14 protein-coding genes are annotated in these 16202 nt (G+C 44.0%); 1 reads left to right on the top strand and 13 read right to left on the bottom strand.

The window, feature by feature from the left end:
- Positions 1–27 precede the first annotated feature (27 nt).
- From murD to F6X55_RS06595, 12 genes are all read right to left on the bottom strand, one after another.
- On the bottom strand, positions 28–1377 hold the full coding sequence (gene murD, locus F6X55_RS06650) for a UDP-N-acetylmuramoyl-L-alanine--D-glutamate ligase (protein ID WP_026570453.1): 1350 nt from the start codon (positions 1375–1377) through the stop codon (positions 28–30).
- Entirely contained in the window at positions 1374–2339 is a 966-nt protein-coding gene (gene mraY / locus F6X55_RS06645; RefSeq protein ID WP_371068659.1) for a phospho-N-acetylmuramoyl-pentapeptide-transferase, read from the bottom strand. Before mraY ends, murD begins: the two co-directional genes overlap by 4 nt.
- Before the next feature lie 73 nt (positions 2340–2412).
- Positions 2413–3771, bottom strand: coding sequence for a UDP-N-acetylmuramoyl-tripeptide--D-alanyl-D-alanine ligase (locus tag F6X55_RS06640; protein ID WP_153462504.1), 1359 nt, complete (start codon positions 3769–3771; stop codon positions 2413–2415).
- Positions 3772–3774: 3 nt separating this feature from the next.
- Positions 3775–5253 (bottom strand): UDP-N-acetylmuramoyl-L-alanyl-D-glutamate--2,6-diaminopimelate ligase, encoded by a 1479-nt coding sequence (locus F6X55_RS06635; RefSeq protein ID WP_153462502.1) that lies wholly within the window; start codon positions 5251–5253, stop codon positions 3775–3777.
- Positions 5254–5454: 201 nt separating this feature from the next.
- Complete coding sequence (locus F6X55_RS06630) at positions 5455–7395, bottom strand: stage V sporulation protein D (protein ID WP_153462500.1); 1941 nt, start codon at positions 7393–7395, stop codon at positions 5455–5457.
- A gap of 73 nt (positions 7396–7468) precedes the next feature.
- The gene (locus F6X55_RS06625; RefSeq protein ID WP_237648613.1) at positions 7469–9682 is read right to left on the bottom strand and encodes a penicillin-binding protein; all 2214 of its coding nucleotides are present in this window, start codon (positions 9680–9682) and stop codon (positions 7469–7471) included.
- A gap of 19 nt (positions 9683–9701) precedes the next feature.
- Positions 9702–10088 carry a cell division protein FtsL gene (ftsL, locus tag F6X55_RS06620; protein ID WP_026570458.1) on the bottom strand — a complete coding sequence of 129 codons (387 nt, stop codon included), beginning with the start codon at positions 10086–10088 and terminating at the stop codon, positions 9702–9704.
- A complete protein-coding gene (gene rsmH / locus F6X55_RS06615) occupies positions 10085–11065 on the bottom strand; it encodes a 16S rRNA (cytosine(1402)-N(4))-methyltransferase RsmH (protein WP_153462498.1) in 981 nt (326 codons plus the stop codon). The genes ftsL and rsmH overlap by 4 nt, the downstream gene beginning before the upstream one ends.
- A gap of 34 nt (positions 11066–11099) precedes the next feature.
- Positions 11100–11531: a division/cell wall cluster transcriptional repressor MraZ gene (gene mraZ / locus F6X55_RS06610; RefSeq protein WP_026570460.1), complete on the bottom strand. Its 432-nt coding sequence runs from the start codon at positions 11529–11531 to the stop codon at positions 11100–11102.
- 294 nt (positions 11532–11825) lie between these two features.
- Complete coding sequence (gene bshC / locus F6X55_RS06605) at positions 11826–13451, bottom strand: bacillithiol biosynthesis cysteine-adding enzyme BshC (RefSeq protein ID WP_153462496.1); 1626 nt, start codon at positions 13449–13451, stop codon at positions 11826–11828.
- 74 nt (positions 13452–13525) lie between these two features.
- Positions 13526–13909, bottom strand: a complete 384-nt coding sequence (locus F6X55_RS06600; RefSeq protein ID WP_026570462.1) for a DUF3397 family protein — start codon at positions 13907–13909, stop codon at positions 13526–13528.
- On the bottom strand, positions 13902–14792 hold the full coding sequence (locus tag F6X55_RS06595; protein WP_026570463.1) for a 2-dehydropantoate 2-reductase: 891 nt from the start codon (positions 14790–14792) through the stop codon (positions 13902–13904). The genes F6X55_RS06600 and F6X55_RS06595 overlap by 8 nt, the downstream gene beginning before the upstream one ends.
- A 233-nt stretch (positions 14793–15025) precedes the next feature.
- Here F6X55_RS06595 and F6X55_RS06590 point away from each other — a divergent pair, with 233 nt between their 5' ends.
- Positions 15026–15505 (top strand): N-acetyltransferase, encoded by a 480-nt coding sequence (locus F6X55_RS06590; RefSeq protein ID WP_026570464.1) that lies wholly within the window; start codon positions 15026–15028, stop codon positions 15503–15505.
- A gap of 81 nt (positions 15506–15586) precedes the next feature.
- Here F6X55_RS06590 and F6X55_RS06585 read toward each other — a convergent pair whose 3' ends face one another.
- Complete coding sequence (locus F6X55_RS06585) at positions 15587–16072, bottom strand: RsfA family transcriptional regulator (RefSeq protein WP_026771398.1); 486 nt, start codon at positions 16070–16072, stop codon at positions 15587–15589.
- Between the last annotated feature and the right edge of the window lie 130 nt (positions 16073–16202).

Below are 16202 nucleotides of genomic sequence, written 5' to 3'. Positions count from 1 at the left end.
GTAATGGGGGTGAGTAGTACAAGCCCCCTACTCTAATGTATGCACAGCTTTTACAAACATGTCTCCTCTTTCCTCGAAAGTGCGGTATTGATCCCAGCTTGCACATGCCGGTGATAGCAAAATCACATCTTCCTCCACGGAAAGCTGATAAGCTTTTCGGGCAGCCTCTTCTACGTCATTAGCATATTCAATTGTCTTGATTCCTGCATCTCTCGCTGTTCCAGCCAATTTTTTTGCGGTCTCTCCGAAAACGATGACCGCCTTGACTCCTTCCAATGAAGGGATTAAATCCGTAAAGGAGCCGCCACGGTCCAGTCCGCCTGCCAGCAAAATCGTCGGCTGACTGAATGACGACAACGCTTTGCTGGTCGCCAGTATATTGGTGGCTTTTGAATCATTGTAAAACAACCGGCCATTTACATTACTGACAAACTGAAGCCTGTGTTTTACCCCAGTGAAGGTATTCAGTACTTGTCTGATTCCATCATTGTCAGCCCCGCTCAATTTTGCCGCACTGACAGCCGCCAGGATATTTTCCAGGTTATGGCTGCCGACAAGCACGATCTCCTTCAATGAAATGACCTTTTCCTGTCTAAAATATAAATATTGATCATCACACCAGGCGCCCTCCGGCATTCTTTCTGTTTTGGAAAAGGGGATTTTCACTGCAGCAGATCGAGCTGCAATATCTGCAATCTCCCTATCATCCGCATTAAACACGATAAAATCATCTTCCGTTTGGTTTTTCATAATGCCAGCTTTCGCCTGTTTATAATTCTCGAATGACTTATGATAATCTAAATGAGCTTCAAACAGATTGAGTAAGACCGAAATTTTCGGTTTGAATTGATCGATACCAAGCAACTGGAATGATGATAACTCAATAACCATCCATTCTTCCTCGGTCATGTGCCGGGCGACTTCGCAAGAGACATTGCCGATATTCCCGGCGAGTTGGGTTTTGCAGCCACTTTGATTGAGCATTTCATAAATCAGGGTTGTCGTGGTTGTTTTTCCATTTGAGCCGGTGATTCCAATGATAGAATCATTTACAAGTCTCCCTGCCAACTCCACTTCCGTGATAATCGGAATCTTTCTGTTTTCAGCTTCTCTGACTATTGGATTTTCATATGGTATTCCGGGGTTTTTTACTAACAACTCTACTTCATCCAATACAGAAAGCGGATGTCCACCTGTTACTACTTCGATTCCTAAACCGGTCAATTCTTGGACCTGATCACTGTCTTGATCAGCTTTTAAATCATTCACGCGTACTTCCTTCCCACTATCATGAAGCAATTTCGCTGCAGCCGTCCCGCTTTTCGCAAGCCCGAGTACAAGAATTTTTTCATATGGGAAATTAATCAATGTTTTCAAAACGACCACACCTCGATATAAATCCCGAGTGCCGCAAACACAAGTCCCACTAGCCAAAATGTCGTTACAACCCGCCATTCAGACCATCCCATCAACTCATAATGATGGTGTAAAGGGCTCATTTTGAACACCCGTTTGCCTGTTGTTTTAAATGATATAACTTGAATAATGACAGAAAGTGTTTCGATGACAAAAACACCGCCGATGACTATCAGCAATATTTCCATCTTTGTAAGGATGGCTATCGCTCCAATTGCTCCTCCAAGGGCCAGTGAACCGGTATCCCCCATGAACACTTTTGCAGGATGCGCATTGAATACCAGAAAACCCAACAAAGCACCGACCACTGCCAAAGAAAAAATGGTTACTTCGAATTGTGTAAACCCGTACCATGCAAGAATACCGAAAGCTCCAAAAGCTATAGCTGCCGTTCCTGCCAGCAGACCGTCAAGACCGTCAGTTAAATTCACAGCGTTGGAAGAGCCAACCAGGATGACAATGATCAGGATTGCATAAGCCCAACCGAGTTCCCATTGAATATTCGTACCAGGGATTTGGATATAGGTAGGGAAATCGTTCGCTTTCAAAATAAAGTAAAATATCAGGGAAATGACAATTTGTCCAGCCATCTTCTGCTTGGAGGTCAACCCAAGATTCCGCTTCATTGCTACCTTGATAAAATCATCCAGAAAACCCAGCAAGCCGAAACCAAGTAAAACGATAAGCAATAATACAATTTGGAAGCCGTATGGGTGCGGATTGAATTTACCGATCATCACGAGGGTCGTGATAGCCACACTGACGAGGATCATGATTCCGCCCATTGTAGGGGTTCCTGTCTTTTTCATGTGGGATTTGGGACCTTCTTCTCTAATACTTTGTCCAAACTTCAATCTACGTAAGAATGGGATAAATACTGGAGATATCAGGACGGTAATCAGAAAAGATATTGCCATGGTCATTAGTAAAACATATTCATTCACATTTATTTCCTCCTTTATTGCAAAAACCCGCCCATTTTGTTTTTCTAGCCATTTATTGATCGGCGATGTCTTCGAGCATCTGTTCCAGTTTCATGCCCCTGGATGCCTTTAAAAGGACAAGTGTTCCTTCCTCCAATAATGGCAGAAGAGCCGTTGTTAAATCACCCAGCGCCTCGAAGTGCTTTACAAGCGGAAGTTCATTTTTTTTCGCATCTGATATTTCTTGTGCATTGCTGCCGACTGTGAAAAGCACATCGATATCCTGATTAATGGCTTCAGCGACCTGTCGATGGAGAGTGGATGCCTGCTCGCCCAGTTCAAATATATCCCCTAGAACGAGAACTTTCCTTTGATATCCAGACAATTGCTGAACGACATTGATCGAGGCTTTCATCGAGGTCGGCGAAGCATTGTATGCATCGTTTATGATTGTGGAGTGATTCCTTCCGCTCACAAACTCGAACCGCATTCCGGTTAATTCCAGATTCGATAACGCAGATTTTGTATATTGCTCCGGGATTGCTAATCGATCAGCAATAGCTATCGCAAATAATGCATTCTTAACATTATGTTCTCCAAGCATATTTAATTCATATACGGTATGCCCATTAAATCGAAAAGTGGTCTTATCTGTGTGCATTCGTATATGATCGGCTGTTATCTGATTGTCAGGATGAAATCCACAACCGACGGTGTCCTTCCTTTGCTTCAGAGCGGATAGCAGCTCTTCGTCTCCGTCGATAAATAGAAGACCGTCTGATTTCAATCCAGCTAAAATCTCTGATTTAGCCTGTGCTATTCCTTCCCTGGATCCTAAATATTCAATATGCGATTCACCGATATTCGTAATCACCGCATAATCCGGTTGCGCTATTCTGGAGAGCAATTCAATTTCGCCAAACCCGCTCATCCCCATTTCCAAAACGAGCACTTCAGTTTGTGGAGGCATTGACAAGATCGTCAATGGAACCCCGATATGGTTGTTGAGGTTGCCCTTTGTCCGATGGGTGCGAAAGTAGGAAGCAGTAACTGTTCCAATTAAATCCTTGGTGGTCGTTTTTCCGTTAGAGCCGGTGATCCCGATAACGGTCGGATTGATTTGTTTTCGATACTCGCGTGCCAACAGTTGCAATCCTTCCAATGTATCATCCACATAGAATACCGGGAAACCGGCTGGGAGGAATTCAGGAAGTTCCCTGTCTTTTTCCCATAAAACTGCAACTGCCCCGTTATCGAAGGCTCCCTTTAAAAAATCATGCCCATCGAAGGACTCTCCGACAAGGGGAATGAATAACGATTTATGGCTTTGTCTGCGGCTGTCTGTGATCACTTCATTTATTTCGATGCCATCCTGGACAGCACCTTTGTGATCGTCAAACACTTCCGCCAAAAATTCGGTGGTAAACAACATGACTCAATTCTCCTTATTCCTGTTAAACTTGATTGCATTAGCTGCTACCAGTCTATCATCGAAATCATGAACCTCTCCATTAACAAGCTGATAGGTTTCATGGCCTTTTCCGGCAATCAGTACAATGTCATCTTCCTTTGCAATCCGTATTGCTTCATCAATTGCCTGCTTGCGATTTTCAATGACTTGAAAGTTATTCCCTTTGATACCAGCGACCATATCGTTCAAGATAGACTGCGGTTCTTCTGTCCGAGGGTTATCGGAAGTGAAGATAGCCAAATCAGCATATTTCACAGCTGCACCAGCCATCAATGGCCGTTTCGTTTTATCCCTGTCTCCTCCGCAACCAACCACGACATATACTTTTCCTTTCACGAATGAGCGTATTGTTTCCAACACATTTTCCAGGGAATCGGGTGTATGTGCGTAGTCTACAATCACTCCGAACGATTGACCGAGATTGACAGGCTCGAATCGTCCACTAACGCCGGTGGTGGTTTCCAGGGCGCGTTTTATCGTATGTAACGGAACCCCGGCACAAAGAGCGGCAGAAGCTGCCGCAAGCATATTATATATACTGAATTTCCCCATCAACTTACTAGTGATGTGCACTTCTTCATCGAATGATTTCAGCAAGAAACTGGACCCATTGGCGTCAAGCTTGACATCGACAGCTTGAATATCTGCCTGCTGCTCGATTCCGTAAGTGACAACAGGTTGCGAAGTGCTCTTCGCCAGCAACGCGGAATGGGGGTCATCATTATTGACTACGGCGAACTTCGGTTTTTTCTGATCATACCTGTTCCCCAATTGGGAAAACAACAAGCTTTTGGCATGCAAATAATCTTCCATGCTTGCATGATAATCCAAATGGTCTTGAGATAGGTTGGTAAAAACGGCGATATCAAAATCACAGCCATAAACCCGGCCTAAGTCCAGCGCATGGGATGAGACCTCCATAAAAACGGTGTCGATTTTCCTGTTCACCATTTGATGAAAACTTCTTTGCAAAAACAGCGAATCCGGGGTTGTGTTCTTGACATCGAAACAGTCATCTTCCATTTTCATTTGTATCGTTCCGATTAAACCGGTCTTTTTCTGTTGCTCTTTGTATATTGCTTCAAGCAAATATGTAACAGATGTCTTGCCATTCGTTCCGGTAATCCCGATTACGTTGAGCTTCTCTGTCGGATAATCATAAAATTTGTTGGCCAGAAGGGCTACTGCTTTCGTTGTATCATTCACATAAATGACGGGGATGGAAGCATCCACCGGTTTCTCAGCGATCAGTGCTGCAGCGCCTTGCTTCTCAGCCTGGTGGGCATACTGGTGGCCATCGACAGTGAAACCCTCGATGCAAATGAACAAATCGCCTTGTGCGACGTTTCTCGAATCTATCTCCAAGCCTTTTATTGTTATGTTTTCGATATCTTTCGTCTGTCGATAAAACTGCAAAGCACCGACAATCTCAGTAAGTTTCATATCATTACACATCCTAACATTCTATAACCAATTTCATCGTCAATTTCCGTGCACATTCATCCTGATTTCCCTTTTTTGCTCACTGTTAATCGCCCAATCGCCATAAGAGAAAGACTTCCCTGGACGATTGAACGATTTCAGTAACATTCATTAACATCACTTTATTATAACAGAAGTTTTTCCTCTTGACCGGATGGGCTGCTAATTTTCATCCGGTTTTTTTTCAGAAAGATATATTCTTACTTCTTTCCCCTGTTCTAATTTGGTCCCGGGTTCAGGCGCCTGGTCAATGATATACTCGCCCTTGCCGTTTGTTTCTATGGATAAATTCACCATGTATTCCATCAATTCGCTTTTTGTTAATCCAATTAAATCCGGGACCTCCACCAAAGGTTGATCAGGCCATTGATATTCCTTTTCCAATCCATCTGTGCGCTTTTCAACACCAAGAGCTCTCAAGCTGTCTCCGATAACCCTCCCGACTATCGGAGCTGCCACGACACCTCCGAATTGGACCGTATCTTTCGGGTTGTCGATGGCGACATACACGACAATCTCCGGGTCGTCGGCTGGAGCGAAGCCGATGAAGGAAACAATATGGTTATTGCTCATATATTTGCCGTCTTCCCCTACTTTTTGGGCAGTTCCCGTTTTTCCGCCTACACGGTACCCTTCTACATAAGCGCTTCTTCCAGTACCCTTGGCAACGACGCTTTCCAACGCTTCCCTGATTTCTTTAGAAGTTTCGTTGGATATCACTTGCTTTCGAAGGGTCGGCTCTGTTTTTTCAACGACTTTGTTTGTTTTTGGGTCAAGCCATTCTTCTGCAATATATGGTTCATATAAATATCCCCCGTTTACAGCAGCAGCCACAGCCATTACTTGTTGAATCGGCGTTACCGAAACACCTTGGCCAAAAGCAGTTGTCGCCAATTCGACCGGCCCGATATTCTCCGGTTTGAATAAAATCCCCGTTCCTTCTCCCTGTAAATCGATGCCGGTCTTTTTTCCAAAACCGAAATCATCAATATAGGAGAACAACTTCTCTTTCCCCAACCGTTCGCCTAGCGTGACAAAACCTGGGTTGCAAGAATTCTGAACGACTTCCAGAAAAGTCTGGTGGCCATGTCCGCCACTTTTCCAACAATGCAAAGTGGACCCGCCAACCTCGATCGATCCATCATCATAGAATTCTTCTTCATATAAGTCTACTGCGTCTTCCTCCAATGCCGCTGCAAGCGTAATGATTTTGAAGGTTGAGCCTGGTTCATACGTACTCCAAATCGGAAGGTTTTTATTATATACACTTGCATCATAATCCTGGTAATGCTCAGGATCGAAGTCCGGTCTGGAAGACATTCCAAGGACCCCGCCCGTTTTCGGATCTACAGCAATCGCAATCGCTCCATCAGGATTATATTTCGAGACAGCAAGGTCCAACTCACGCTCCATTATGGTCTGCACCCTTGAATCAATGGACAGTTTCAAGGAATCTCCGTCCACTGGCGGATTGTACACATCTGCCAAATCTGCCATCCGTTGTCCTTTGGCATCTGAAAAATAGGAGAGACTGCCCTTCTCGCCGCTCAACTGTTCATCATAATACTGTTCCAATCCCATGAGCCCCTGGTTGTCGATTCCACTAAAACCAAGCACATGAGCTAAATAAGACCCTTTTGGGTAGTGACGTTTGGAGTCTTCCGCTATATAAACCCCTTCCAGCCCCAATGCCCGGATGGCATCAGCCTTTTCTTCCGAAATTTTCCGCCCTTCCGGATGGAGCCTCACAATATTTTCATTTTTTGTTACCTCTTGATAAGCCTTTTCCTTGTCCATGTTAAGGATTTTCGCCAGGGATGCTGCAGTGTTTTCCGGATCTTTGATTTGGCGAGGAACCAGCATGACAGTAGGGGCAGAAACATTTTCTGCCAACACCTCGCCATTCTTGTCCAAAATATCGCCACGTTCCGGTTCAAAAATGATGTCCCGGCTCCAGAGTTCTTTCGCTTCCCCTGTGAGCCAGTCACCAAGGACAAATTGCACGTAACCAAGCCGGATATCGATGATTCCAAAAACTATAATCCCCAAAAGAAAAACAGTGACTAAACGTTTTCTCATTGTAACATTGGATACTCGTTTCATAGGACATCTCCTTACGAAGGTATGCTTGTATCCAATATATGAATGAGTGAAAACGAATAGAACACTGCTGTTTTCATTGTTCCCCGGCGCTCTCTTCGGAAGCCTGTAGGTTTTCTTCCTCTTTATCCTTATTATCCTCTTCATGGCGCGGCGGGGAGAATTCAGCCACTAAGTAATCATCTTTTTTCAGTGACGTTCCTTTTTTTATGCTTTGCTTAACCGCAAAACCGTTACCCATGGTTTCTATCTCGATATCCGATACATCTCCGAATTTGAGCACATCACGCATCGACCATCCGGTTATGTCCGGCATTTCTGGTTTATCGGTTAAAATAAAGATTTTTTCATTTGTCAGTAATTGTTCGCCAGGCCGGCTGCTGAAAGCTTCGACTTTTTCACCGCTTCCGATAACTGCGGCCTTCAGACCTTTTGATTCGACTTTTTCTTTTGCTTTATTAACGGACATGCCGTCTATATCCGGCATGCTGACCGTTTCCACTTTTTGCTCGCTCTCCTGGTCCGGCTCAATATTTAAATAATGCAGACTGTTTTCCATTACATTTTTAAATATATAGGATACTGGAGCCGAGCCGGATTCATTTTCTGCCAGATCCGGTTGTTTTACCGATACGTACATCATCAATTCGGGATCTTCCTTTGGCGCCATTCCAAGAAATGAGAATAAATAGTTCTCCTCTCCCGTCATATATCGCCCAGTCTCTGAGTCCGGAATCTGTGCCGTACCGGTTTTACCTGCGACGGAATAATCACTTAAGTTATAGATATTATGACCGGTACCATGTTCAGAAGTGATAACCGTCTCTAAAATGTCCTTCACTTCATTTGCTGTCTGACCCGAAACCGGCTGCCCCGATTGCTCAGGTTCATTCTCTTTCATCACCTGGCCAGTTTCTGAATTGACAATTTTGGAAATAACATAAGGCTTCATCATTTTCCCGTCATTGGCTATGGCAGAAGCCGCCATCATCAACTGTATCGGCGTGACAGTCGTACCCTGACCATACGCTGTTGTCACTTTTTCAATTGGCCAGTCATATAGAATATGTCCCGGTTGTTCATTCGGTAAATCGATACCGGTTGCCTGATCAAAATGGAAAGCCTTCAAATAATCGAGGAACTTATCGGGTCCCAGCTTTTCCCATACAAGTTTGGCAGCTGCAACGTTGGAGGATCGCTGTATCCCCTCTTTATAAGTGATGGTTCCCCAGTTCCTGCGCCAGTCATGTATCGGACTGTTCATTTGATCATTTTGATAAGAACCGGATTCAAAGGTTTCATCCGGATTGAAAACCCCTTCTTCTATCGCTGCAGCAAGGGTGAAAATTTTCATAGTGGAACCAGGTTCGAAGGGATTGGAGACAACGTCGTTATACCAGTTGCTCACTTTCCCCAGGTTATTCGGGTTATAACTGGGCCGATTGCTCATTGCCAGTATTTCCCCTGTTTTCGGATCCATTACCACCGCCGTCATTTTTTCAGGGCTGTACTCCTTGTCGACCTGGCTCATCGCATCCTCCAACAATGTCTGGATTTTTTGATCGAGAGTCAGGTAGACATCTTCACCGTCATCGGCCTGTTTGATCACTTCGTCAGGATCAAGCAGTTTTGTGTTAAAATTGTCCCGTTTATAGGAAATAGACCCATTCTTTCCACTTAGCACATCATCCATTTCGGCTTCTATCCCGTTTCTTCCTATCAGCTTGTCCTCTTGCTGTTGAGCTATGCCTATCACCTGGGAAGCAAAAGTGCCATTCGGATAATAGCGGATGGAATCTTTTTCGAAGTTGAGTCCCGGAATCTCCAATTCTTCTATTTTTTCCTTTGTTTCCTGGGTGATATTTTTTCCGTGAACGCCGAACTCCACCTGGAATTTACCCTGTTCCTGTCCCTTTTCCATGATATCGGCTATTTTTGCAGCATCCATATTCAGCAGCGGTGCCAACTGTTCAGCCGCTTTATCGATATCCTCTACGTGTTTCGTTTCTTCCAATCCTTCCGAATAGCTTTCATCGACTATGGCGGAAATCTGGTAAACTGCCCGGTCGTATGCAAGAGACATCCCGTTGCGATCCAATATTTGGCCTCTCTCCGCTTCAATCACATACGAGTTTGTCCGTTTTTCATCGGCCCACTCCTGCAAGGATACCCCGTCTACTTCTCCAGTTCCTTGTATGTATAAAAAGCGTCCCGATAAAACAAGGAATACGACGACGAACAACAACATAAACACCGATGACATGACATGGGTCGTTTTATTTTTTCGCACGCCATATCTCCATCCTTACTTATTCAGATATTTGTGTTGCCTGCTTCACTTCCGAATTTTGGATTTTCAAGCCGTTTTTCTTGGCGATTTCCAGGATCCGGTCCGGGTTGCTCAATTCTTTGGCTTTATACTCCAAATTCTGATTTTGTTCCTGCTGGCTTTTCACTTGCTGCTCCAGTTGTTGCACATCTCTATTAAGTGCATCAGTAGAGTTGCTCAATGAGACGGAAAAATACAATGCCCCCACTAGCACAGCACTGCATATAGTATAAATGAATTTCTCTCCGGTTGTAATCCATTTTTTCTTCTGGACTTTTACTTTGACCTGTTTCTTTTGATCTGGCAAGGTTTGCCGGCCTGTTTCTTGCCAGGACCCCTGCCAATTCTTCAATGGTGATGTGCTCATCTCTTATTCCACCCTTCTTGATAACTGAATTCATCGTTCCAAGGTTTTACTTTCTCTAATATTCTCAGTTTTGCGGAGCGGGATCGCCGGTTGGCATCCAGTTCTTCATCTTCCGGAAGAATCGGTTTACGATTGACTTGTTTGAACGGCGGCTTGCTTTCTTCGGGAATCACCGGAATATTCCTAGGCAGTGGCGGTGTAGTGCTCCACTTCTTGAAAGCCTGCTTGCAGAGCCGGTCCTCCAATGAGTGAAAAGTGATGACAGATAGCCGCCCATTTACAGAAAGGATTTCTGCAGCTTGATGGAGTGCCTCATCAAAAGCATTGAGTTCATCATTCACCGCTATCCTGACAGCCTGAAAGATTCTTTTTGCCGGATGCCCGCCCTTTCTTCTGGCCGGGGCAGGGATCGATTCCTTAATAATATCGACTAATTCAAATGTAGTATCGATAGGCCTTTCTTTTCTACGTTCTTCAATTTTTCGCGCTATTTGTTTTGAAAATTTCTCTTCTCCATAACGGAAAAATATTCTGACGAGTTGCTCATACGGCCATTCATTAATAACCTGATAAGCGGTGAAATCCTGCGAGCGGTCCATCCGCATATCCAGACTTGCATTATGTTGATAGCTGAATCCTCTCTCCCCATCGTCAAGCTGTGGCGAAGAAACGCCTAAATCAAACAACACCCCGTCAACTTCATCTACTCCGTTTTTTTCTAATTCCAATTTCAAGTTCCGAAAATTCGAATGTATGTATAGCACTTTCCCTTGATATGGCGCAAGTCGTTCCTTGGCGGCTTGAAGCGCCCGATCGTCCTGATCGAAAGCAATCAGCATCCCATCCGCCCCGAGTTTGCTGGCTATCATTTCGGAATGCCCGCCCCCGCCGAGGGTACAATCTATGTACGTACTATTCGGTTTTACATTCAAACCTTCTACTGCTTCTTGCTTCAGCACACTAAAATGCTCAAACATACCATCACCCGCTAACGCTTTGTCTATTGTTAAATCAAATATCAAAATCCATCATGTTTTCCGCGATTTCTGCAAAGGAGTCTTCAGATGCTTCAAAATAGGTTTCCCATTCGCTGTCAGACCAGAATTCAATCCTGTTCGAGACACCGATAACCACGCAACCTTTTTCCAGCCCGGCGTATTTCCGCAAAGGTGCTGGTATATTTATTCTCCCCTGCTTGTCCACTTCACATTCCACGGCACCAGAAAAGAAAAACCTGGTAAACGCTCTGGCGTCTTTTTTGGTGAGCGGCAGCTTTTTCAGCTTTTCTTCCAAAAGCGCCCATTCGTCCATAGGATAAGCAAATAAACATTGATCCAAACCGCGAGTAAGGACAAAGGTTTCCCCAAGCCCTTCCCTGAATTTTGCAGGGACGATTATCCGGCCTTTTGTATCAATATTATGTTGAAACTCCCCCATGAACATAGAGACCGCCCCCACTTTCTAAATTAATCGTACCACATTCCCCCACTATTCACCACTTATTTTTTATTAAAACTTATTTACAAGTAAAAGACCTGTAATAAACGCTTTTCCACACTGAAAAAAACTTTGGTTACAAGCCTTTCACCGCCAAGTCAATTTCATTTCTCATGCACCCGGCTTCTTTTTACCCAACACAAAAAAACGCCCCGCAAATGCGGCGCGTTTCTGTCATTCCAAATTATCCTGGTTCATCCAAATATAAAGTGGTGGAAAGTGGAGGTGTTTCTGTCACGCTTACAAATAAACAATATAGTGCGCTATACGATAATCAAAGGACGATGCCGTGAGATGTTTGATAAAATCTTTACCATGATGATTGATCCAAGGCAGGGCATTCCAGGACCTCTCCTGCAATCCCCCTTCCGGATATAAGCAAAGATTCACCGAATCATAATCTTCCAATGTCTTACGGTGCATATCCTGCAAGGTTTTGTTGATCCTGTCTTCGATAAAATCGATATCTCCGTATAAATACTCCAGGTTTTTATCAGCAATATGTTTCAAGTCTGCCCGTATTTCTTCGGCGGCTTTCCGCAACGGCCGGTGCGCTTCCTCTATAGACTTCTTCACCTGTTCGGTCAGCGCCTTTATCGGTGGATTGGTTTGGGAAGCAATCCAGTTTGTTTTTTCAGCATGCACTCCCCTCCCCACCACCCTATCGATGGCTAAAGAAAGATTGCGGGCGACTTTTTCTGTGTTCTTATCAACCAATGTAAAGGACAGTCGCGGAAGGACTGGCGGCATCTTGACATCCAGGGCATGGAAAGCAGGTTTCAACACCGACCAATAGCCAACTTCACCGGGCCCGCCAAAGAAAGCAAGAGTAGGAAATAGCAATTCCTGCATCAATGGACGAGTGACCACGTTATTGCTTAACCTTTCAGGGTGCTCCATTGCAATTTGACGAAGCTCCGCTGTTGTAAAACTGCATTCATTTTGCTTTCCGGCCCACCTGTCCCCTTCCTCCTTGAACAGTAAAATTCTTTCCCCTTCAAGATGATAAAAAAGGTGTCCGCTATCCGGCTCGGCATCTAGTTCTACCGGATATCCTTCATTTCTGTTTTTTTGAATCGCCTGATATACACCCCGGCTGATCTCAGACTGGTTGTTTATCATGGCCAGAAAGTTGTCACTCTCCAGCTTTCTCACTGACGGACTTCCTGAATCCACCAACACCAGCCCATCTTCTCCAAACAAACGCAAAATTATTTTGGAAAAAAAATCCACATACGTGCCAGAACTTTTCAGTATATCCTGACAGCAAGAATATAAGCTTCTTGTATTGTCCGTTTCCTGAAGCTGCGAAAAAACTTTTTCCAGCCACTTTCCCGCTTGATCTTGATCTATTTCCAGGTCGGAGACGGATCTTTTTTGCTCTGGACGCTGTCCGACTTTGTTTTTTTTCATGCGGTCAGCCTGCGGCATCATGACATGATTGATTTCTTCGAAGTCATGATCCTCACCGGCAATCCAAAAAACAGGTATCACCGGCCTTCCCAACCGACTTTCCTGTTCCTTGGAAAAATTAATGATGGAAATGATTTTATGTATCGTAAAGAGAGGACCGGTCAATAGTCCAGCTTGCTGTCCGCCGACAACAACCATACTGTTTTCGTCTTTCAATCGTTCTATATTATGCATTGTCGCCTGAACTCCGCCCCAGTTTGCATTTAACTCAGATAAGACAGCGGACAGTCCCTCACGGTCGTATTGCTTTCCGCTGATATCCTTGGCCCTTTGCACATAAGTTTCCTGATGAAAAGGCCGATAATCGAATTTATCCTGAATCGCTTTGTCTCCAGATCTGTATCCAGAAATCAGTTTTGTTTGTGTATTTATTTCAATTGGATCAATCCGCACTATTACCTGCTCCTTTATTTGAATTTGCCTATTCGTATTTTACATAAAAGAATAGGCAAATTCACTTATTATGTTTACACGGAAAGAATCCCTGCAGTTATACCGTATATGACTAGCAGAAAGTAAAGCAGTGTGAAGAGAAGGAAGCTAAGCCTCCAAAACCGTCTCCAAGCGATCAGAAACAGCACTTCTCCCTTGGCTTTGTATTGCATGACGATAAAAAAGCCGAGGAGCACAACGAGAAAGATAAAAATGTATCCATAAAAAGTTGTGCCGTATAAATGATAAAAAATGACTCCTACTGATAGAATATATAATAGCGTTGTGTAATTAACCGAAACATGAAGTGCTTTCAAGCGATTGTTGCTTAGTTTTCTTACAATGGTATACAACAGCCAGGAAATGACCACAGGAAGCGTCACACTAAAGGCGAACAACCAGACCATCAAATCAATCATCCTTCCATCCCCCTGTGTCCATCTCCAAAGCTTTTATGCTGTGATAGATAAAAGACGTATAATCAAGTCCGCACTTATCCTTTTTTAGTATGTAACCAGAAATCGCATCTATTTCCGTCCTTCTACCAGCTTCTATATCCTTGCACATGGATGAATGATTCTCCTTTGTTTGATAAGCTATCCTCTTAATTCTTAACCACGAATCTTCCTTGCTCAACCCGAGTACTCCGCACGTTTCCCCGCACAATTTTTCAGCTAGCCACAAAAGATGCCCATTCTCAAGCAGGTCTCCATTCTTAATCCGAAACAATGCAGTTAGCGGATTGATGACTGCATTTACTATCAGTTTTTGCGCCAACATATCGTGCCAGTCCTCTTCCACAATTATCGGGTAGGAGGGTGTCGCCAGCCTGTCTGCAATCCGGCTGCTTGTTGAAGAGGGTTCACTAATCGAAGCCATTCTACATAACCCTTCTCCGGTGTGTTCGACGGTATGATCGTCATGCTTCATAGCGCCATATTCAACCACGGCAAGGAACACAGAATGACTATCCTCCAACGGCTTGAGCAGTTCCAGATGCCCCATTCCATTTTGCAAAAAAATCATCGGAACGTGTGGATGGGATTGCAGAATGGGGAGGATTTCCGGTAGCTGATATTGTTTCACCGCAATCATTAGTACATCTTCTTCTCTCAACTCTTTTAACAGCAATGCGGAGACTTCGAATTTCTTGGTATCCGGCAACAGAAGGATTCCATACTCATTGATAGCGTGTTTTTGCTCTTCCCTTCTCACATATACCGTTACTTGATGCCCCCCACTTGTCAAACGGGCAGCAGTAACAAGACCGACAGCCCCTCCGCCAATTAATCCGACTTTCATTTGGTTACCTCCAATAAATCCAACTAATAGGATTGTAGCAGAGAATGCGCAAAATATCTGCAATACTTTTCCGCTTACCAGTAAATTAATACAATTCGTTTCATTCTGAAAACTTTTATACTATAATAAAGGTGGAAGCGATAAGATATCAAGAAGGCTTTCCAACTGTAACGGTAAGCTTCTTAAAGGGAATTGGGTGCAGCCAGTTCAATAGCAGGAAAGGGGAAATGGGAATGCATCAAGTCAAGGTAGAAAGACTCTTGGTCAATTACAAGACGCTCGAAAAGTTCAAGCGTTTTAAAGAGTATGGAAACCAGGAACTTTCCATGCTCGAGGATTTAGAAAGCAACATTATTGAAAATGACAGCGAATCTCCTTTTTTCGGCATTTATTATGGAAACGCTTTAGTTGCCAGGATGAGCCTGTATAAAGTAAATGCAAAATATGATCAGTACTTTACTCCCCCGCAGGATTATCTTGAATTGTGGAAGCTGGAAGTATTGCCCGATTACCAGGGACGAGGATACGGGAGACGACTGGTCGATTTCGCAAAAGAATATCAACTGCCGATTAAAACGAACCCCAGAATCAATTCTCATGGTTTCTGGGAGAAGATGGGCTTTCAGAAAGCAAAATATAATATGGAAAGAGACCTGGGAGAAAATCCATTAATTTGGACTCCTGAAGGTGTATCCGAGCAAAGTGTTTCATGAAGCACAATGATAAAGCCGTCCTGATTGAGTACTGCCTGTGGCAGACTCTTGAAGACGGCTCTTTTAAACTTCTTTGAACTTCTAATTAACCTGTCGTTTCCCCTCCGGGTTTTCCACCCTTTTCCATATATCACCAATTTCATTCCAAGCATCCTGATATTTTTTCAGTCGTTCTTTCAATTGATCATTTTCTGATTTAAGCTGCTGAATTTCTGTATCAATTGATTGCTTGTTGGCTGATTCATAATTGTGCCGGAGCTTTTCCAGCATGGAAATGGCGGCTTCGAAGCCGGAATCCTTGCCAGTGTTTTTTAATTCCGGTTGATAGACAGGAAAATGATCCGCCTGCTTTCTCTCTTGTTTTGCAAGCTGGATGGCCTGCTGATACTGTTTTCTTACCGATGCATTCCAACGGAAGCCGCAAGCAGCCGGGGTTCTGGATAAACGATTGGCAACTTCCTTGAAAGCTTCGAGTTGAGTCTTCCCTTCCCTAATATAACGAAGAACAGTCTCGGCAAGCAGGACATCTTCATCCTGACTCCAAGCGTCCTGTCTCGTATTGTTCATATCATCCCTCCTGTATACGGTTTGCTATCAATGTATGCAATAGATAGGAATGATAGAATAAAATTGTCCGTTCTATTTTTCTTTGATGACAAAAGGCCACTACCTACGCTGTATGCTCAAAGGCATCCCC

Origin of the sequence: Sediminibacillus terrae (genome assembly GCF_009602435.1) — a bacterium.
GTDB lineage: Bacteria > Bacillota > Bacilli > Bacillales > Amphibacillaceae > Sediminibacillus > Sediminibacillus terrae.
This window is presented reverse-complemented; position numbering and strand designations above follow the sequence as displayed.